Annotated in this window: 14 protein-coding genes; 5 read left to right on the plus strand and 9 right to left on the minus strand. The window is 63.0% G+C overall.

The annotated features are described in order from the left end of the window. Positions 1–144: 144 nt before the first annotated feature. Positions 145–1,326, minus strand: a complete 1,182-nt coding sequence (locus ACH2DG_RS01410; protein ID WP_395023933.1) for a dienelactone hydrolase family protein — start codon at positions 1,324–1,326, stop codon at positions 145–147. Positions 1,327–1,700: 374 nt separating this feature from the next. Between ACH2DG_RS01410 and ACH2DG_RS01415 the strand changes: the two genes are divergently transcribed. After that, entirely contained in the window at positions 1,701–2,318 is a 618-nt protein-coding gene (locus ACH2DG_RS01415; protein WP_395023934.1) for a YdeI family protein, read from the plus strand. Positions 2,319–2,389: 71 nt separating this feature from the next. Here the strand turns inward: ACH2DG_RS01415 and ACH2DG_RS01420 are convergent, their stop codons facing one another. The 3 genes from ACH2DG_RS01420 to sbcD all read right to left on the minus strand — a co-directional run bounded on the left by ACH2DG_RS01420 (position 2,390) and on the right by sbcD (position 9,097). Next, positions 2,390–4,186 (minus strand): NAD(P)/FAD-dependent oxidoreductase, encoded by a 1,797-nt coding sequence (locus ACH2DG_RS01420; RefSeq protein WP_395023935.1) that lies wholly within the window; start codon positions 4,184–4,186, stop codon positions 2,390–2,392. A gap of 238 nt (positions 4,187–4,424) precedes the next feature. After that, positions 4,425–7,859: an AAA family ATPase gene (locus ACH2DG_RS01425; protein ID WP_395023936.1), complete on the minus strand. Its 3,435-nt coding sequence runs from the start codon at positions 7,857–7,859 to the stop codon at positions 4,425–4,427. Continuing rightward, entirely contained in the window at positions 7,856–9,097 is a 1,242-nt protein-coding gene (gene sbcD / locus ACH2DG_RS01430; RefSeq protein ID WP_395023937.1) for an exonuclease subunit SbcD, read from the minus strand. The genes ACH2DG_RS01425 and sbcD overlap by 4 nt, the downstream gene beginning before the upstream one ends. 239 nt (positions 9,098–9,336) lie before the next feature. Between sbcD and ACH2DG_RS01435 the strand changes: the two genes are divergently transcribed. After that, a complete protein-coding gene (locus ACH2DG_RS01435; protein WP_395023938.1) occupies positions 9,337–9,930 on the plus strand; it encodes a DUF3617 domain-containing protein in 594 nt (197 codons plus the stop codon). Between the two features lie 380 nt (positions 9,931–10,310). Here the strand turns inward: ACH2DG_RS01435 and ACH2DG_RS01440 are convergent, their stop codons facing one another. Together ACH2DG_RS01440 and ACH2DG_RS01445 are read right to left on the minus strand one after the other, a co-directional pair. Next, positions 10,311–10,631 carry a hypothetical protein gene (locus ACH2DG_RS01440; RefSeq protein WP_395023939.1) on the minus strand — a complete coding sequence of 107 codons (321 nt, stop codon included), beginning with the start codon at positions 10,629–10,631 and terminating at the stop codon, positions 10,311–10,313. 352 nt (positions 10,632–10,983) lie between these two features. Further along, entirely contained in the window at positions 10,984–12,828 is a 1,845-nt protein-coding gene (locus ACH2DG_RS01445; RefSeq protein ID WP_395023940.1) for an ABC transporter ATP-binding protein, read from the minus strand. A 446-nt stretch (positions 12,829–13,274) separates the two neighbouring features. Here ACH2DG_RS01445 and ACH2DG_RS01450 point away from each other — a divergent pair, with 446 nt between their 5' ends. Further along, positions 13,275–14,369 carry a type II asparaginase gene (locus ACH2DG_RS01450; RefSeq protein ID WP_395024123.1) on the plus strand — a complete coding sequence of 365 codons (1,095 nt, stop codon included), beginning with the start codon at positions 13,275–13,277 and terminating at the stop codon, positions 14,367–14,369. A gap of 93 nt (positions 14,370–14,462) precedes the next feature. On the opposite strand, the gene ACH2DG_RS01455 is transcribed toward ACH2DG_RS01450, so the two are convergent. The 3 genes from ACH2DG_RS01455 to yedE are packed head-to-tail and all read right to left on the minus strand — an operon-like array spanning position 14,463 to position 16,566. Beyond that, positions 14,463–14,819, minus strand: a complete 357-nt coding sequence (locus ACH2DG_RS01455) for a DsrE/DsrF/TusD sulfur relay family protein (RefSeq protein WP_395023941.1) — start codon at positions 14,817–14,819, stop codon at positions 14,463–14,465. 22 nt (positions 14,820–14,841) lie between these two features. Then, positions 14,842–15,075 carry a sulfurtransferase-like selenium metabolism protein YedF gene (gene yedF / locus ACH2DG_RS01460; RefSeq protein WP_184704016.1) on the minus strand — a complete coding sequence of 78 codons (234 nt, stop codon included), beginning with the start codon at positions 15,073–15,075 and terminating at the stop codon, positions 14,842–14,844. Positions 15,076–15,087: 12 nt separating this feature from the next. Next, complete coding sequence (gene yedE / locus ACH2DG_RS01465; RefSeq protein WP_395023942.1) at positions 15,088–16,566, minus strand: selenium metabolism membrane protein YedE/FdhT; 1,479 nt, start codon at positions 16,564–16,566, stop codon at positions 15,088–15,090. Between yedE and ACH2DG_RS01470 the strand changes: the two genes are divergently transcribed. Beyond that, positions 16,565–17,446 carry a D-hexose-6-phosphate mutarotase gene (locus tag ACH2DG_RS01470; protein WP_395023943.1) on the plus strand — a complete coding sequence of 294 codons (882 nt, stop codon included), beginning with the start codon at positions 16,565–16,567 and terminating at the stop codon, positions 17,444–17,446. The genes yedE and ACH2DG_RS01470 overlap by 2 nt on opposite strands. A gap of 126 nt (positions 17,447–17,572) precedes the next feature. After that, positions 17,573–19,072, plus strand: coding sequence for an amino acid permease (locus tag ACH2DG_RS01475; protein WP_395023944.1), 1,500 nt, complete (start codon positions 17,573–17,575; stop codon positions 19,070–19,072). Positions 19,073–19,078 lie beyond the last annotated feature (6 nt).

Raw genomic sequence — 19,078 nt, forward strand, 5'->3', positions numbered from 1 at the left:
TTGGCGCGATAGGGCGGACCGCAAGAAAGCAATGGGGGCGGTGGCACGGCGGCGAGAGGTTTGCTGACGCCGTAAAGAGCAGATGTTTTCGGTCTGCAGCAGTCATCCGACATCAGGAAAATGATCGACTGAGTGAATGGGAACTCAGTGCCTGTCAATGGTGCGCAGATACTCACCGACCTTTGGTTCCCAGAGCGCAGGCTGCGTATGGATAAAGTGCCCGTTGACACCATACCGAGGCACAAACGTCATAAAGTCTCCCTTACCTCCCGCAGCGGTGAATGCATCGAAATTCCTTCGGCTGTGATTCAGGGAGTAAAAGGGGTCATTTGCCCCATATAGCCACAGCGTAGGCCGTGGAAACGCCGCACCGCGAACAAAGGACACAGTGTTCACCTTGCCCGCATCCTCGCAACGGTCCCCGATCCAGCCTCCCACAAAGTTCAGCACCCCAAGAAACTGTGGCTGTGCATGCGTGCCTGCATACACGACTGAAATGATTCCCCCACGCGAGACACCTCCGATCAACAGGCGTTGCATGTCCACATCGGCACGCGTGCGCAGGTGCGCCAGCACCGCATCAAGGTCAGCCATGGCGCGTTCCAGCCCAGGCAGCGACAGTTCTGCCTTGCAGGCATAGCGGGAACGGTCATGCTCGAAGCCCTCGTCATAGACCCCATCGGACTTGCCTCTTCCTCGGCGCTGCGGAAAGACGACCTGCCAGCCCTTGTCGGTGAAATAGCGCCCGACCTCGGGGCTTGCCCAGGTTTGCGTGAACAGTTCAGGCCTGTCTCCCTGGCCGGTCGAGCCATGGTTGAAGATGAGGGTGGGGAAGGGCCCTGAACCTGCTGGCCGATAGATCACCATTTCAAGGGTCTGCGCGCGTCCACCTTCTTGCCACGGCGTTGGAACACGTTCAATGGTTCGCGCGTATGGAAAAGGCTTTTGGGTGAGCACACCCAGGCTGATCAATTGCTCCGCGCTGCTCCATAGTGACATCTCCATATCGCCATCTTCGCGCAGACGAAGCACCAGAGTGGCGCCTGAATGCAGTTTCATCTGCATGTCGTTGTTAACGAACCTGGCTTCTCCACGCTCGGTGGTGCGCTGTACGGCACTTGCTGCTGCATAGACAACAGTGGCCGCATCGGCCGACAACTTCTCAATCGCAATCTTCACATCGCACTGGGCAGAAAAGCAGGCCCAGCCACGCCAAATTCCACCCCAGCGCGCCTTCGTATTGACATTGGTCTGTTCGATAGCGGTATCCGATGGCAACTCTGCAGAGACACTGCTTTCGGAAGGTCCGGCACGGAGTTGAGACATCGCAGGCGGCCAAGTGGGCCATTCGTTCTGCGCCTGCGCAAAATTTCCCATGAGAGACAGGGCCACTCCCAGCATTCCGCCAAGCAAGGCTCGAAAGCCCCCTTCATGCATTCTCCTGGTCCGCGCTTGGCCCAATGGATCCATAGGGTCCACTGGCGGCTGGCAACGAGATAGATCGAAAAATGGATGGACTCCCATATGTCGCAAGTTTGTACAAAAGTTGATAGAGGCTGTCTTGAATCGTAGCGTGTGTTTCGCATTGGGTGCTGGCTGACGGCTGGAGGTCGGAGGTCGGAGGTCTGCTGGGCACGCTCCATGGTGCAGTCCCGGTCCGCGGCGAGCTACGCTGGCAGTCTTGCGGCATACTTTGTGGCATGTCCACTGTGAAACCCGTTATCCAACGCGAACCTGCCCCGGCCTTGTTCAAGAGCGCGAGGGATTTCGAGGTGTGGCTGAAGAAGCACCACGCCGCATCGAACGGCCTCTGGCTCAAGATCGCCAAGCGGGGCGCCCGTGAGACCAGTGTGACATACCCCGAGGCGGTGGAGATTGCGCTGTGCTGGGGCTGGATTGATGGCCAGAAGAAGGGCCTTGACGATCAGCACTTTCTGCAGCGCTTCACGCCACGGCGCGCGCGCAGCATCTGGTCGAAAATCAATGTCGACAAGGTCGATGCATTGATTGAAGCGGGCCGGATGCAGGCGCCCGGGTATGTGCAGATCGAGGCTGCCAAGGCGGACGGGCGATGGGCGCGTGCATACGATGGCGCGCGCACCTCCTCGGTGCCGGAAGACCTGCTGGCCGCGCTGGAAGCTGAACCCCAGGCCAAGGCCTTCTTTGCAACGATCAATGCGACCAATCGCTATGCGATTCTGTGGCGCATCCAGACGGCCGTCAAGACCGAGACACGGGCCAGGCGCATTGCCCAGTTGGTGGAGATGCTCTCGCGCGGCGAAACCATCCACATCTTCAAACCTGGAGCCAAAGCCTGATGGGCGTGAGCGAATGGCGCAGCGCCGGCCTATCGCCGCGCGCTGCCGGCAGACCGATGCTGCAGCTGTTTTTACAGCGCCCCGCCCGAGCCACGCGCGCCCGATGAAGGCACGGGCAGGCCCAGAATGTCGCAGGCCACGGCCTCGCCGACCTTGATGCCGTCCACGCCCGCCGACAGGATGCCACCCGCGTAGCTGGCACCTTCTCCGGCGGGGTACAGGCCGCGCGTGTTGTCGCTCTGAAAATCGGCTCCCCGGCCAATCTTGACGGGGGAGGAAGTGCGCGTTTCCACGCCGGTCAGCACGGCGTCTGCCATGTCGTAGCCCCGGATTTTCTTGCCGAACGCCGGCAGGGCTTCGCGCATGGCCTCGATGGCATAGGCGGGCAGGGCCTGGTGCAGGTCGCCCAGGCTGATGCCGGGCTTGTACGAAGGCTGCACGGCGCCAAACTCCGTGGATGGATGGCCTGCAACGAAATCGCCCACCAGCTGGCCGGGCGCACTGTAGTTGCTGCCCCCCAGCACATAGGCTCTGGATTCCAATTGACGCTGCAGCACAATGCCGGAGAGCGGGTGATGCTCTCCTTTTGGTAGCATTTCCACGCCGTAGGTCTTGCCGCCAAAGGCCCAGGCAAAGCTTTCGGCGTCCTGTGGGTAGTCTTCCGGGGTGATGGCGCAGACCATGCCTGCATTGGCATTGCGCTCGGCGCGCGAGTACTGGCTCATGCCGTTGGTGACCACGCGCTCGGGTTCGCTGGTAGCGGCCACCACGGTGCCGCCGGGGCACATGCAGAAGCTGTAGACGGCGCGGCCATTTTTGGCGTGGTGCACCAGCTTGTAATCGGCAGCGCCCAGCAGTGGGTGGCCCGCGTCCTTGCCCCAGCGTGCGCGGTCGATCACGCTTTGCGGGTGTTCGATGCGAAAGCCGACCGAGAAGGGCTTGGCCTCCATGGTCACGCCGCGTTCGTAGAACATGGCGAAAGTGTCGCGCGAGCTGTGACCCAGCGCCATCACGGCATGGCGGGCGGGCAGGGTGTAGCTCTCTCCAGTGGCCTGGTTGAGCACCTGCAGGGCAGTGAGCTGGCGCTGTGCGCCGTCGTCCTGGGAGGCAGCTTCAACCACCATATCGATCACCCGCTGCTCGAAGCGGATTTCGCCGCCCAGGCGGATGATTTCCTCGCGGATGCCTTCCACCACCTTCACCAGCTTGAAGGTGCCGATGTGCGGATGGGCTGCGTACAGGATCTCGGGAGGGGCGCCGTGTTCGACGAACTCCGTCATCACCTTGCGGCCCAGGTGGCGCGGGTCCTTGATCTGGCTGTAGAGCTTGCCGTCCGAGAAGGTGCCAGCGCCGCCTTCGCCAAACTGTACGTTCGATTCGGGCGTCAGCTCGCGCTTGCGCCACAGGCCCCAGGTGTCCTTGGTGCGCTCGCGCACCTGCTTGCCGCGCTCCAGCACGATGGGCTTGAATCCCATCTGCGCCAGCACCAGCGCAGCAAAGATGCCGCAAGGGCCAAAACCGACCACCACCGGGCGCTCGGCCAGACTGGCGGGCGCCTGGCCCACCGGCTTCCAGGCCATGTCGGGTGTGAGGTTCACATGCGAATCGTCTGCAAAGCGGGCCAGCAACTGCGCCTGCAGAGCTTCATCGGTCAGCGTGACATCGACGATGTAGACCGCCAGCAGCGCAGACTTGCGTGCATCAAAGCTGCGCTTGTGCACATGCAGGCTGGCAATGGCCTGGGCGGGAATCCCCAGGCGCTCGCTCGCCAACTGCGTGAGCTTGTCTGTGGGCTGGAATTCGGTGTGGTTCTCGGGGTGGTAGGGCACCGCCGCGAGGGGGAGTTTGAGTTCTGCGATCCGGATCATGGCTTGTACCTATCAAGCAAGGCTGGGGATGGTACGGCAAAGCCTGCCCGGGCGACGGCAATGGCTCGCTTGGCCTTGGCGCTTGCTCGGAAAAGCGGCGCAAAAGAACTTCTGTTTTTATAGCGATTGGTGCTTGATGGGCGAGCGCCACAGGCTGTTTTTCTTCAACTATTGGAGATGGATCGCATCTTCTGGGTCAACGGCTGTGCTGTCAGCTTGGCATGGCGCCGACCAGCCATCACATCACCAGCCTGGAGTGGCCCACCCCCGCGCCTTTTTCCACGCGGATTTGCGCGGGAATGCGCTCCTTGAGCGCTTCCACATGGCTGATGATGCCGATCATCTTGCCGCTGGCGTTCAGCGCGTCAAGGGCAGAGAGCGCCACTTCCAGCGTCTCGCCATCCAGCGTGCCAAAGCCTTCGTCCAGGAACAGCGAGTCGATCGAGGTCTTGTTGCTGACCAGGTCGGACAGGGCCAGGGCCAGCGCCAGGCTGACGAGGAAGGCCTCGCCGCCCGAGAGCGTGCGCGTGTCGCGTGCCACATCGCCTTGCCAGCTGTCCACAATGTCGAGTTCCAGCTCGCCCGTGGGTTTGCGGCGCAGCAGGTAGCGGCCATGAAGGCGTGCGAGATGGCGGTTGGCAAGCAGCAGCAGGTGGTCGAGAGTGAGGCCTTGTGCAAACTTGCGGAATTTGTCGCCCTTGGCAGAGCCGATGAGGCTGTCGAGCCGCTGCCACAGGTCGCTGTCCTTTTCCTGCTCGGCAATCTGTGCCAGCAGGGTCTGCTGGCCGGTACGGCGCGCCTGGTCATCGGCAAGGCGCGCACGCTGGGCTCCCATCTGCTCTGCAGTGCCGGTGCGCTCGGCTTCCAGCGCCAGCAATTGCTCGGCAATGGCCTGCGGCGTCTCCTGCGTCATAGCCTGGGCCTGCAACTGGCGGTGGTGCTGTTCTGCTTCCTCGGCCAGGGTGGCCGCGCGCTGTACGGCGGCGTGCAAGGCATCGCTCAGCGCGGAAAGCCGTTGCTGCTCGGCCTGCGGTAGCAGGGCCTGGGCAAAAGTGCCCTCATCACCGAAAGGGCTGGCTTGCAGGGCCGCATTCCATGCCGCATGCGCTTGCGCTTCCTCCTGCTGCAGTTGCGCCAGTTGGCTGCGCGCTTGCTGGGCCTGGCCTTCCAGGCTGGCCAGTTGCTGGTTGGTGTGCTCCAGCAAAGCGGAGCAATCGGCCAGCGTGGCGGGCAGGGCGGGTGCCGCCGGGATGGGGGTATCCAAGGGCTGCAACTGCGCGGTTCGCTGCTGCCATTGCCTCGCTTCCTGGGAGCATTGGCTGGCGCGCTGCTGCTGCAGGGCCAATTGCTGTGTCAGAGACTGCTGCTGGGCGTTGTGCTGCTGCCATTGCTGCCAGTCATGCTGGCGCTCCTGTAGCCAGGCACTGGCAGTGGCGTCGCCGGGCGCTTGCAAGCCCAGGGGGACCAGTGCCGCCTGCAGTGCCGCATCTGCGGTGGTGGCGCTGGCCTGCAGGCTTTGCACCGAGGCGGTCAGTCGCTGTTGCAATGCCGTATTGTCGTGCTGGGCTTGCTGCAGGCGTTCATGCTGGTGTTGTTCGTTTTGCAGCGCCTGCATGGCCGCGTGGGCGGCGTCCTTTGCGCCTTGCAGGCTGCGTTCGCCAGCTTCTGCATCCGCCAGAGCCTGTTGCAGATCGCCGGCTTGTGTGGCGCTTGCCCGCTGGGCCTGGGCAAGCACCGCTGGCTGCTGCCAGGCGTCCTGCGGCAAGGCGCTCGCCGTGGTCTGGCGCAGTTGCTCCCATTGGCTGTTCCACTGGGCCATGCGTGCCGCAAGGCCTTCCAGCTGCCTGTGCAGACTGGCCTGCTGGCTGAGGCTCGCCGCGTGCGCTGCATTCAATTGCTCGCCCTGGTGCTGTAGTGCTTCAAGCACGGCTTGCGCGTGCTGCAGCGCAGTTGCGGTGGCAGAGATATCCAGCGCCGCGTATGCCGACAGGGCCGGATGCTCCTGCGATCCGCACAGCGGACAGGGCTGGCCCGGCTGCAATGCATGGCGGTGCGCTTCCAGGCTTTGGATGCGCTCTTCCTGAGTCAGCAGCGTTTGCTTGTCGGCCACCCGCTCCTTCTGGGCCTTGTATTGGCTGCGCATCGAGGCAAGGGCAGCCTGCTGTTCTTGCGCCAAGGCAGCGCATTTGTTCAGTTCGGCGGTGAGCTGTACTTGATGCTGGGCCAGCGGCTCGCGCTGGCTGGCATGGTGCTGCAGCTGTTGCCAGGCTTGCAGATGTTGCTGGGCTGTCTGCCAGGCTGCGCGCAACGGGGCCAGGCTGCCGCCATGGGCAGTGAGCCGGGCTTGCTGCGCCTGCAAGGCATTGCGCGCTGCAGTCTCTGCTTCTTGCCGGGCCGCCTGGGCCCGCTCCAGCGCCGCAGCCTGACCCGTGGCTTGCTGCTGCAGGGCGTCACCCTGTTGCCGGGCATGCTGCAGCTCGTCTTGTTCACGCTGCAGTTGCTGCAGTTGGAGCTGGCAACGTTCCAACTGCTCGCGCCAGCCACTGAGGTGTTCGCCCAGCTGTGCATGGGTTGCACGGCTATGCAGCCAGTGGGAGTTATCGGATTGCTGTACTTGCAGTTGTTGTAGTTTTTGCTCTTCTTTTTGTAGTGATTGCGTTGCCAGTTGGCTGGCTTGCTGGTGGATATGCCATTGCGCGCTGCGGGCCTGGCCCAGGGCTTCTCGCAGTTGTTCCTGCTGGGTGTGCCCCGCCGCACTGGCGGCCTGTGCCTGCAGCCAGCGCGCGTGCAGCGGTGCGATGGCTTGTGCCGGGCCATGGGCTTGCAGGCGCTGCAAGTCAGGCGCTGCAGCCTGCAGCGCGTGCCGTGCCTGATCCAAGGCCAGGCTGGCCTGGGTGCGCGCGTGGGCAGCTTGCGCAGTCTGGGCCTGCCAGTGCTGCAGGGCCTGCAATGCGGCGTGGCGCATGTGAAGCTCGCCCAAGGTGGTTTGCAACTGGGCAGCGTGCGCCTCCAGGTGGGCGCGCTCATCCTCTGGCAGCAGTTGTATGCCGCCCGCATGGGCCTTGTTCCGCTCCAGCGCCTGGCGTGCTTCGCGCGCGTGCTCGAACACGGCCTGCGAGATCTGGCTGTAGATGTCGGTGCCGGTCAGCTCTTCGAGCAGTTCGGCTCGGTCATTGGCGCTGGCTTCCAGGAACTTTGCAAAGCCGCCCTGGGCCAGCAGCATCGATTTGGTGAAGCGCGCAAAGTCCAGCCCGGTGATCTGCGCGATCTGCCTAAGCTTGTCTGCGCTCTGGGTGCTGAGGATGTGGCCGTCCGCCACGCGCGCCAACTCGACCCTGGGTGCCTGGAGCGCGCCGCTGGCCTTGTCGCGCGCGCGGCGCTGGCTCCAGAAGGCGCGGTAGCGCACGCCTTTGACCTCGAACTCCACCTCGGCTTCGCAGCTCGCGGTATGGCGGGTCATTACATCGTTGCTGCTGGCGCTGATGGCGGACAGGCGTGGCGTCTGGTGGTAGAGCGCCAGGCAGATCGCGTCAAGCAGGGTGGATTTTCCCGCCCCCGTGGGGCCGGTGATGGCAAACAGGCTGTTGTCGGCAAAGGGCGCGGCGGTGAAGTCGATGTCCCAATCGCCTTTGAGCGAATTGAGGTTCTTGAGGCGAAGCCTGAGGATTTTCATGCCGCGTCTCCGCCTGGGGCAGTCACTATGTGCACGACCTCCTGGTAGCGCTCGGTCAGGGCCTGCTGCAGCGGCGGCTCCAGCGCCTCCTGCGCCAGGCGGCGTGCAAAGACTTCCAGCGGGGTGAGGTCGCCCAGCGATTCCATGGCGGCGCTTTGCAACTGCGCCGCGGCCGTGCCGCGCTGGCGTTTGATGCGCAGCACCTGCACGGGCAGCCCGTCGGTCAGGGCTTGCACGCGGGCGGGCAGATCGGCGAGGTAGTCGTCTTCTTCAATGGTGATATCCAGCCAGGTGGGCCGCTCTGCGTCTGCGCTGGATGCTACGTTCTTGAGAGCATTCGGCAAGGCTGCCAGGCTGCAGCGGAGGGCGGACATGGGCTGGAACACCGGAATCTGCAGCGGCGTGACGGCCTGCAGGCCATCCTCTCCCACATCGACCAGCAGCACCTGCTTGGTCTGCCGCGTCTCGTCAAAGCCCAGTGCAATCGGCGATCCGCTGTAGCGGATGTGCTCCAGCCCGCCCACTTTCTGCGGCTGGTGGATATGGCCAAGCGCGACGTAGTCGGCTGGCGGAAAGGCATTGGTCGGAAAGGCTTCGAGCGAACCCACATAGATTTCGCGTACCGATTCGCTGCTGCTGGCGCCCACGGTGGTGAGGTGCCCGGTGGCGATGATGGGCAGCTTGCGGCCCAGCAACTGCAGCAGCACTGCCTGCTGGGTGAGCGCTGCTTCGTAAACCTGCTCGTAAGTGGACTGGATCGCGGCCTGCAGGGCCCGTTGTTTGTCGAGTGCGCTTTGCCCGGCCAGGCTTTGCTGCACATCGCGGGCACGGATGAAGGGCAGGGCGCAGACGATGCAGCCGGGATCGCCAGAGACGCGCAGCGGCAGCGTGATGGCATGCTGCTGCGGCGCGCCTGTGGCGGCAATCACTTGGGTGCCGAGATGGCGCAGCAGATCGCGGCTTTCATCGAGCACGCTGACCGAGTCATGGTTACCGCCCAGCACCAGCAGCGCAACGCCTGCCTGGTGCAGCCGGGCGATCAACTGGTTGTACAGCTCGCGGGCATAGCTGGGCGGTGCGCCGGTGTCGAAGATATCGCCTGCAATCAGCACCGCATCCACCGCATGAGCATCGACCTGCGCCACCAGCCAGTCAATCAGCGCCCGGTGTTCGGCCTGGCGGCTCTGGCCCATGAAATGCTGGCCCAGGTGCCAGTCGGAGGTGTGGAGGATGCGCATGTGGTGATCGGCGAGAACAGTCGCCTATCGTAGTGCCTGCTGCCGTGCTGCAAGGAGCGGCCAGACGCGATTGGTTATAAATAATAACAATGGTCTCATTGAATCAAGGCGATTAATTGATTTGTTCTATGGATCGGCAGGGTCCTATAATCCGCCGCACCATGATTGCGCCCATAGGGGGCGGCAACGTGACATGCGCAGCTGACAGGCGCGGGGCCCGCTGCAATACGGAGAAGCATATGGCAAAGTTTGCAAATTGGATGGCAGTGGCTGCCGTGGTGGCCGGTGCTGGCCTCGTGGGATGTGGCAAGAAGGATGAGGCCGGCAGCGCACCTGCACCTGCCCCTGCAGCCGCCCCCGCGCCAGCCGCAGCACCTGCCCCGGCTGCAGCACCTGCGGCCAAGGTTCAGGCTGGCAAGTGGAGTGCCACCACCGAGATGAGTGGCCCCATGGGCCAGCAGGCACTGGCAGGCATGGAGCAGGCGTTCAAGAGCATGACGCCTGAGCAGAAGAAGGCCGCCAATCTGGAAAATGCCCGCATTGAAGGCGGCAAGCTGATCCAGGAGATGTGCATCACTGCGGACATGGCCTCCAAGACCTTGCAGGCCCTGGCTGATTCCCAGCTCAAGAACATGCCCGGCTGCAATGCGCCCGACATCAAGACCAGCGGCAGCAAGGAAACCATGTCGTTCAGCTGCGGCGAGGGCAAGATGAGCATGGTGCTCGAAGCCGATTACAAGTCGCCCACCGAGAACGTCGTGACCACCAAGATGGACATGGCAGGCCAGAACATGCAGACCACCGTGACCAGCAAGCGCATCGGCGACTGCTGATTCCGGTCAGGATATTCATTGCGAGGCTGAGCGCAGCCACCTGGCGGGGTGGCTGCGCTTTTTTGTGGGGTACTGGCTGGCGGCGTCTACCCAGATTGCGCAATGGCTCCTGATTCTGTAGCAAATTGCCCCAGCGAAAGCGCAAAAAAGGCCACTGCTGGGGTCAGCAGTGGCCATCAAGAGCACGGCCTGAGAGCTTTGCGGCTCCCCGTCTTGCGACGTTCAAGCCGTGCCACGCACTTCATGCCGTGGTGGGGGGCGCTTTGCCCGCCACCGTCAACCTGCGTTTGATTTGAACAAAAGGCGACCGGGTTCATGGCGGTCGCCTGGAGGAAGCGGGCGTGCGTCAGCGCCGCCCGATCCGGATGAGACTACCGTGCTTATTCGCCGAAGGAGCCGTTGCCTTCAGGCAGCTTGCCGGCGATCAAGGCGTCATGGGCAGCCTGCACGACTGCACCGCGTGACAGGCCCTGGCCTTGCTCGTAGGGGTTGGCTTGCAGCTTATCGCCCTTGAGCAGCAGGGTGCCATTCTTCTGGGCATCGACCCATTGGGCCTGCACTTCGGCACGGCTCAGGCTGCTGGTAGCTGCGACGCGTGGCGCAATGGCCTGGTCGCCTTCAAAGGGATTGGCCTGTGCAACACCTGCACCCATGGCCAGAACAGCGGTGAGACCTGCAATCGAAAAAATACGTGCGTTCATCATTTTTAAATTCCTTTGAGATTCCGGCGGGTCACCATGGCCTGCCGGTTCGCTCAACGGGTGGCGGTGTGTGTCACCGCGTTTGCTTCTCGTTGATCGATGTATTCAGTGTATTTTTGCGACCTTTGTGGATAAACTCCTTGGTATGGGATTGATTGTTCTGAATATCGAATCAATCAATCAATCCATCGGCGGAGTAGGTGCGCGATGGCCTACCCTGGTGGCCGCTATCGACGGTAGATAAATGAAAATAGCATCCAGCGCTTTCTGTGTAAGCGCTGGATGCTATTGATTCAGGAGTATGACGAAGTGGCCCCAAGTGCCACCGCAAGAAGCGGCCCGCAGCGGCCCTCTACAGCGGCCCTTCCATGGGCTCGGCCAGAAAGCCGCCGCTCTGGTGGGCCCACAGCTTGGCGTAGATGCCGCCGCGCGCCAGCAACTGCTGGTGCGTGCCTTCTTCCACGATCTGGCCCTTGTCCATCACGATCAGGCGGTCCATGGCCGCGATGGTGGACAGGCGGTGTGCAATCGCAATCACCGTCTTGCCATGCATCAGGTTGTCCAGGCTCTCCTGGATGGCGGCCTCAACCTCGCTGTCCAGGGCGCTGGTGGCCTCGTCCAGCAGCAGGATCGGTGCGTCCTTGAGCATCACGCGTGCAATCGCCACGCGCTGGCGCTGGCCGCCCGAGAGCTTGACGCCCCGCTCGCCCACCTGCGCGTCATAGCCCGTGCGGCCAAACCGGTCGGACAGGTTGCCGATGAAGTCTGCCGCTTCGGCGCGCTCGGCGGCGCGCAGCATCTCCTCCTCGGTGGCATCGGGCCGGCCATACAGGATGTTGTCGCGCATGGAGCGGTGCAGCAGCGAGGTGTCCTGGGTCACCATGCCGATGTTGCTGCGCAGGCTGTCCTGCGTGACATGGGCGATGTCCTGGCCGTCGATGCGGATCTGGCCGCCCGCCACATCGTGAAAGCGCAGCAGCAGGTTGACCAGGGTCGATTTGCCGGCGCCCGAGCGCCCGATGAGGCCAATGCGCTCGCCCGGGCGGATGGTGAGGTTGAGGTGGTCGATCACCGGGCGGCCCGCATCCTTGTATGAGAAGCTCAGGTTGTCGAAGGTGATCTCGCCGCGGCTCACCACCAGCGGCTTGGCATCCTTCGCATCCACGATCGTGCGCGGCTTGGTCAGGGTGTTGATGCCGTCCTGGATGGTGCCCACGTTCTCGAACAGGCCGGTCATCTGCCACATCACCCAGTGCGAGTAACCCATCAGGCGCAGCGCCATGGCAATCACTGCCGCCACGACACCGGCCGTGGCCTGGCCGTTGGTCCACAAATACAGCGCCGTGCCGGTGGAGCCCAGCAGCAGCAAGGTGATCATCAGATGGTTGGTGATCTCGAACAGGCTCACCAGGCGCATCTGCGCGTGGCCGGTCTGCTTGAAGGCTTCCATCGCGCTGCGGGCATATTCAGCCTCGCGGCGGGTGTGCGCAAACAGCTTGACGGTGGCGATGTTGGTATAGGCGTCGGTCACACGGCCGGTCATCAGCGCGCGCGCATCCGCCTGGGCCTTGCCGATCTTGCCCAGACGCGGAACAAAGAACACGCAGGCACCGATATAGGCGGCCAGCCACAGGGCAAATGGAATCATCAGCCGCCATTCAAAGCTTGCGGCCAGAATCAGGATGCCGATCATGTAGACGCTCACGCCCACCAGCACATCGACGATCATGAAGATCACCTCGCGCACGGACAGCGCCGTCTGCATGATCTTGGTCGTGATGCGACCCGCAAACTCATCGGCGTAGAAGGACATGCTCTGCCCCAGCATCAGCCGGTGGAACACCCAGCGCAAACGCATCGGGAAGTTGATCGCCAGCACCTGGTGCATCACCTGCGTGTGCAGGGCCAGCAGCAGCACGCTGCCGAGCAAAATGGCGACGATCCCGACGACCGTGCGGCCCTGGTCGGCCCAGAACGTGGAGGGTGAGAACGTGGCCAGCCAGTCAACCACATGGCCCATGATGGCAAACAACACTGCCTCATACACCGCCAGCAGCGCCGAGGTGGCTGTGAGCAGGCCGATCCAGCCACGCATGCCTTGCGTGCAGGCCCACATGAAAGCGAAAAAACCCTTGGGCGGAACTTGTGGCTCGGCCGTTGGGTAGGACGGCACACGCCGTTCAAACCATGAAAACATGCACAAATCTCCTGCGATGTGGTCCAGATGCAGCCGGAAAAGAGACGGTGGGCAAGAGGTGCCATGGAAGCACCCAGGCCGCAAACGGGACAACCAGCGCAGCCGCTGTGTGCAAGCGGCTGATGGTGAAATGGGAAAAGCGGGAACTAGCCCGGTCTGCCGAGTCTAGCGGTCTCGCTGCCGGCGAGGGGCCCGGATATCCGATAGCCCTTTAATGACGAAATGTTTTTTTGGTTACTGTTGTTTGCTGCACTGCGTCAATTTATAGATTCATGAAAAGCCATAGGGGTGTTTACCTATGTGGAGCAAAGCCCGGCATTCCTAAGATAGGGGTTTTACCCTAAAAAAGGCATCCGATGTCTTCTACCCCAGCTACAACTCTGCATCACGTCCCTGCCACTCGCTGGAAGCTGCCCGCCTTGAGCGCCCTGGCACTGGCCATCACCATGAGCCTGGGCGCCTGCGCAAGCAGCCCGCAGGCTGCCAGCGCACCTGCAGCGGCAGCTCCCGCTGCGGCAGCGCCAGCAGCAGCGGCGCAGCCATCACAGCAAGGGGCACGCAACGTGGTGGTGCTGGCCACTGGCGGCACCATCGCTGGCGCAGGTGCTTCGGCCATGAACAGCGCAACCTACAGCGCTGCCAAGGTGCCGGTGGACAAGCTCCTGGCAGGGCTGCCAGAGCTGTCCAAGGTGGCCAATGTGCGCGGCGAGCAGGTCTTCCAGATCGCTTCCGAAAGCTTCACCAACGACAACTTGCTGGTGTTGGCCAGACGCGTGTCGGCTCTCGTCAAGCAGGCGGATGTGGATGGCGTCGTCATCACCCACGGCACGGACACCCTGGCCGAGACCGCTTATTTCCTGAGCCTGACGGTGCACACCAGCAAGCCCATCGTGGTGGTGGGATCGATGCGCCCCGGTACGGCCCTGTCGGCTGACGGTGCCTTGAACCTGGTGAATGCCGTGAGCGTGGCCGCCGCCAAGGATGCCGAAGGCAAGGGAGTGGTCGTCACGATGAACGACGAAATCCAGTCGGGCCGCGATGTGAACAAGGACGTGAACATCAAGACCGGCGCCTTCCAGAGCCAATGGGGTCCGTTGGGCATGGTGGTGGAGGGCAAGAACTACTGGTTCCGCGCCCCCGTCAAGCGCCACACCATGCAGTCCGAGTTCAACATCGACACCATCACCAACCTGCCTTCGGTGGAGATCGTCTACGGCTACGGCAATGTGCCGCGCACGGGCATCGATGCCTTTGTCGGGACGGGCGCCAAGGCGATTGTCCACGCGGGCACCGGCAATGGCTCGGTGGCGGACCGCATTGTGCCGGCCCTGCAGGAAGCGCGCAGCAAGGGCGTGCAGGTGATCCGCTCGTCGCGCGTGCCTTACGGCTTTGTGCTGCGCAATGCCGAGCAGCCTGACGACAAGTACGACTGGGTGGTTGCCCACGACCTGCGCCCTGAAAAGGCACGCCTGCTGGCCGCACTGGCCCTGACCAAGACCAGCGACCCCAAGGAAATCCAGCGCATTTTCTGGGAATATTGATGCACAGCGCCCGGCGTTGCCGGGCCTGATTGCCCAAGCGCCATGAAAAAGGGACAGCCTGAACCGGGCCGTCCCTTTTTTCCATGGCGTGGATCAGAAGGTGAGGACCTTGTCAGCGGCCAATGTCCAGTCGGCCAGCTCGGGCAGCGTGCCAATGCTCACACCGTTGATCAAGGTCAACTCGGCCAGACCCCGTGCCAGTGCACAGGTGCGGCACAGCCTGATGGTGACGCCTTCGGCCACCAAGGTTTCCACCATGGCCTGCAGGCCGGGGCCTGTGCCGTCATGCTGGTTCGGCAGGCCGACGACGGTGGCATCCGACATCAGGAACACCTTCACTTCCGGCCTGGCATCGTGTCCGGCCAGTGCCGTAGCCACGCGCAGGGCCGACAGGCAGCGCTCGCTGCCATAGGGCGCGGCATGCACGATGATGACGATCTTTTGGGTCATGGGAATCCTTTGCAGAGAGGGATCACTTCCTGATCAGGTAACGGATGGTCGGGCCATCCTGCTGGATTTCCAGCACCTCGTAGCCGTGGTTCTTGGCGTCCAGCGGAATGTTGTTGATCGACTGCGGGCAGTCGGAGATCACTTCCAGGATTTCGCCGGGCTGGAGGCTGGGCATTGCCTCCAGCGTGGCAACAGCAGGGTATGGGCAGGGCTCGCCCATCATGTCGAGGCGGTAATCGGGCGTGTAATTGGACATGGGAAGAACTCCTTACTGAACGGCAGGGCGCACGCTGGCCTGAATGGATTGCTGGCGCTGCTTGCGGTTGAAGAAATGGCGCTCCCACCACAGCACGAGCAGCAGCGAGATGGCCAGCATCACATAGGTGGTGAGCAGGCCCGCTTGCGGGCCCAGAGCCTTGAGCAGGTTGATCTTGTCGTAGTTGATGGCGATGGCGGGGGCCAGATCGTCCCATACCAGGGCGAGCAGCGTGGAGCCGATGATGTTGCCCAGTCCCACCCACCAGTAATGCACCTGGCCTTCAACAGCGCGGTACATCCAGCCGGTCTCGCACCCGCCTGCGAGCACGATGCCAAAGCCGAACAGCAGGCCACCGATCACGGCATTGGGGCCTGCCCAGAAGATCTTGGGATCGAGCCCCAGTTGCACGTAGCTGTAGACACCGATGGTGCCAGCGGCCATGCCGAAGATGATGGCTTTGGCCATCTGGGTGCGGCCAGTCAGCCACAGGTCACGGAAAGCCGAGGTGAAGCACACCTGGGCGCGCTCGATGATCAGGCCGAACATCAGTCCGAACAGGGCGGCAAAACCGAGCTTGGGCGCATCGAACACCTTGGCAATCGCCCAGCAGATGAAAGCGACGAACAGGAACATGCCGATGCGAAAGCGCTTCTTGGCCTGGGCTTCGCGCGCCGACAGCGGCTGGGCGGCGTTCACCTTCTGCAATTTGACCGGAATGCGGAAGATGGGCAGCATGCTCACCTTGGCGCCGAAGAGCGAGCCAATGGCTGTGGCAATGGCAAAGAACCAGGCGTGCAGCGAGAACTGCGGAATGCCGGTGAAGAACGCCGCCAGGTTGCAGCCCATGGCCAAGCGTGCGCCAAAACCCGCAATGATGCCGCCGACGATGGCCTGCACCACGCGGATGCGGTGGTTGGGCATGCGCAGCTTGACGTTGTTGGCCCAGAGCGCGGCGGAGAAGCAGCCGACGAACATGCCGATGATCATCACCCCATCGATGCGGGTGAGCGGCGTCCCCTGCAGGCCGATGACCTTGAAATAGCCCCAGTTGGAGAGATCGACCCCGAAGAACTGGAGCACATGGCCGCCCCACCGGGTGAACTCGCCGGTGACGGCCCAGAACGTGCCGGTCAGGCCAAAGTAATACGCAGAGAGGACGCCCGCCGCAATCACTGCGGGCACGGGCGACCAGAAGCGCACCAGGTATTGGTGCTTGAAGTCTTGCCAGGTCATGTTTCTTCCTTGCTGCGCGGGCGTGCGCAGCGTCTGGCCCAGGCCTCCTGACGCGTGCTGCAGCAACGCGCGACAGGTGGTGGGTCTTTCAATAGGTGCCTGCAACAGAGGCGAATCCTCCCGGCAGATGCACCGGGGCGGACGGGAGCGATTATGCTCCTTGTGGTTCTTCCGGCCACTGTCGCTGCTGCTGCCGCCGTCACGGCGCTCGGCAGCCTGCACAATCTGCACCTGATATCCAACAAGGAACTCCATGAACAACACACACGGCTGGGCGGCACTCGTCTGGGAAGGTTTTCCCGCTTGGTACAAGCAATGGGCGGACGGCAGCAGCCTCGTCGTGGCAGAGCAGGGCGCGCAAGTGCTGTCGTGGAAGACGGCAGATGGCCGCGAGCACCTGTACCTGAGCCCCGCCAGCGCGCGCGATGGCAAGACGGCCATCCGCGGGGGCGTGCCGGTGTGCTTTCCGCAGTTCAACACGCGCGGGCCGCTGCCCAAGCATGGCTTTGTGCGCAACCTGGGCTGGCAGGTGGCGGAATGTGGCGCGCAGCATATTGCACTGCGCCTGCAGGATGGCCCGGCTACCCGCCAGTTCTGGCCCGAGGCTTTTGATGCCGTGCTGCGCGCTGAAGTTGGCGCCAACTCGCTGGCCATCACGCTGGATGTGCGCAACACCGGCAGCACGCCCTGGGCCATGACCTGCGCGCTGCACAGCTATCTGCAGGTGGATGACATCACGCAGACGCAGCTTGCGGGCTTGCAGGGCGCTGCGTGCTGGGATGCGCTGGCCGATACCCGCTTTGCCGAAGCGGCGGCGCAGATCGATTTTGGCGCCGCGCCGGGAGCGGGTTTTGATCGCGTGTTCTCGACGCCCGGCGCTGGCGGTAAATTGCTACAAGTTTCGCAGCAATTTGCGCATGACGGACGGGCTCTGACCATCCAGAACAGTGCAAATGCCAGTGAGGTGGTGGTGTGGAACCCGGGTGCGGCGCTGAGCCAGGAGCTGGCCGACATGCCCGATGATGGCTGGCGCCAGATGCTGTGCGTGGAAGCGGCCAGCATCGACACTCCCGTCACCCTCGCACCCGGACAGTCATGGCGGCTGATGCAAACACTAACTACGGCTGGCGCATAGGCCTGGCTGGGGTCTAAAGCAAGGCGCAGGCTGCGGATTAGCGCCCGCTCCCCGGCAGGGGCGGGCGGCTGCGTTGATAATGGCGCCCTTGTTTGTTGTGCGCGCAGCTATGGCTGCGCTGTTTCTATGCCGGGTACTGCTTCCCGTTCCTCTCTCTCTGGCGCCGCGACGGAACTGCGCCGCGACCTCAAGGCCCGCCATCTGTCGATGATTGCCATTGGCGGCTCCATCGGCACGGGCCTGTTCGTGGCCTCTGGTGCCACCATTGCCCAGGCCGGGCCCGGCGGTGCGCTGCTGGCCTATGGCGTCATTGGCCTGATGGTGTATTTCCTGATGACCAGCCTGGGCGAGCTGGCTGCCTATATGCCGGTGTCGGGTTCTTTTGCCACCTACGGTGCGCGCTATGTCGACGAAGGCTTTGGCTTTGCGCTGGGCTGGAACTATTGGTACAACTGGGCGATCACGATTGCGGTCGATCTGGTGGCGTCGCAGTTGGTGATGACTTACTGGTTTCCCGATGTGCCGGGTTACTGGTGGAGCGCCCTGTTTCTGCTGCTGATGGTGGCGCTCAATGCCATCTCGGTCAAAGGCTTTGGTGAGGCAGAGTACTGGTTTGCCGCCATCAAGGTGACGACGGTGCTGGTGTTCATCGCGATTGGCGTGGCCATGATCGTCGGCATTCTCCATGGCGGCCCGCAAAACGGCATCTGGGGTGCGCTGGCTACGTGGCAAGTGGGTGATGCGCCCTTTGCCGGCGGCTTTGCAGCGCTGATCGGCGTGGCGATGATTGTGGGCTTTTCCTTTCAGGGGACGGAGCTCATCGGCATTGCAGCGGCAGAGTCGGAAGACCCTGCACGCAACATTCCGCGCGCGGTGCGCCAGGTGTTCTGGCGCATTCTACTGTTCTACGTGCTGGCGATTGCGGTCATCAGCTCGCTCATTCCCTACACCGATCCGCAATTGCTGCGCAACGAGGTGGGCGACATCAGCGTGAGCCCCTTCACCCTGGTGTTCCAGAAAGCCGGGCTGCTGTCGGCGGCGGCCGTCATGAATGCGGTGGTGCTCACGTCGGTGCTGTCGGCAGGCAATTCGGGCATGTATGCCTCGACGCGCATGCTCTACACGCTGGCATGCCAGGGCATGGCGCCCAAGGCGTTTGCGCGGCTGTCGGGCAACGGGGTGCCGGTGCTGGCGCTGCTGGCCACCACGGTGATGGCCGGGCTGTGCTTTTTCAGCTTTCTCTTCAGCCCCAAGACCGTGTACCTGTGGCTTTTGAACCTTTCGGGCATGACGGGCTTCATCGCCTGGCTGGGCATTGCCGTGAGCCACTACCGCTTTCGCAAGGGCTTTGTGGCGCAGGGGCATGATGTGTCGCAACTGCCCTATGTATCGCCCTGGTTCCCTTTCGGGCCGATCTTTGCGTTCGTTCTGTGCCTCATCATCACACTGGGCCAGAACTACGAGGCATTCCTGAAAGACAAGATCGATTGGGGCGGCGTGGTGGCTACCTATATCGGCCTGCCGGTGTTTCTGTTGATCTGGTGGGGCTACCGCCTGGCCAAGGGCTCACGCACCGTGGCCTACGGCGATATGCGTTTTGACGGGCATGTCACTACCAAAAAATGAGCTGAA

The organism is Comamonas odontotermitis, assembly GCF_040396735.1.
Classification (GTDB): domain Bacteria; phylum Pseudomonadota; class Gammaproteobacteria; order Burkholderiales; family Burkholderiaceae_C; genus Comamonas; species Comamonas odontotermitis_C.

Excerpts from the sequence above, each read along its gene's own strand:
- ACH2DG_RS01410 (WP_395023933.1), bottom strand. The coding sequence starts at position 1,326 with ATGTCTCAACTCCGTGCCGGACCTTCCGAAAGCAGTGTCTCTGCAGAG.
- ACH2DG_RS01415 (WP_395023934.1), top strand. The coding sequence starts at position 1,701 with ATGTCCACTGTGAAACCCGTTATCCAACGCGAACCTGCCCCGGCCTTG.
- ACH2DG_RS01420 (WP_395023935.1), bottom strand. The coding sequence starts at position 4,186 with ATGATCCGGATCGCAGAACTCAAACTCCCCCTCGCGGCGGTGCCCTAC.
- ACH2DG_RS01425 (WP_395023936.1), bottom strand. The coding sequence starts at position 7,859 with ATGAAAATCCTCAGGCTTCGCCTCAAGAACCTCAATTCGCTCAAAGGC.
- sbcD (WP_395023937.1), bottom strand. The coding sequence starts at position 9,097 with ATGCGCATCCTCCACACCTCCGACTGGCACCTGGGCCAGCATTTCATG.
- ACH2DG_RS01435 (WP_395023938.1), top strand. The coding sequence starts at position 9,337 with ATGGCAAAGTTTGCAAATTGGATGGCAGTGGCTGCCGTGGTGGCCGGT.
- ACH2DG_RS01440 (WP_395023939.1), bottom strand. The coding sequence starts at position 10,631 with ATGAACGCACGTATTTTTTCGATTGCAGGTCTCACCGCTGTTCTGGCC.
- ACH2DG_RS01445 (WP_395023940.1), bottom strand. The coding sequence starts at position 12,828 with ATGTTTTCATGGTTTGAACGGCGTGTGCCGTCCTACCCAACGGCCGAG.
- ACH2DG_RS01450 (WP_395024123.1), top strand. The coding sequence starts at position 13,275 with ATGAGCCTGGGCGCCTGCGCAAGCAGCCCGCAGGCTGCCAGCGCACCT.
- ACH2DG_RS01455 (WP_395023941.1), bottom strand. The coding sequence starts at position 14,819 with ATGACCCAAAAGATCGTCATCATCGTGCATGCCGCGCCCTATGGCAGC.
- yedF (WP_184704016.1), bottom strand. The coding sequence starts at position 15,075 with ATGTCCAATTACACGCCCGATTACCGCCTCGACATGATGGGCGAGCCC.
- ACH2DG_RS01470 (WP_395023943.1), top strand. The coding sequence starts at position 16,565 with ATGAACAACACACACGGCTGGGCGGCACTCGTCTGGGAAGGTTTTCCC.
- yedE (WP_395023942.1), bottom strand. The coding sequence starts at position 16,566 with ATGGAGTTCCTTGTTGGATATCAGGTGCAGATTGTGCAGGCTGCCGAG.
- ACH2DG_RS01475 (WP_395023944.1), top strand. The coding sequence starts at position 17,573 with ATGCCGGGTACTGCTTCCCGTTCCTCTCTCTCTGGCGCCGCGACGGAA.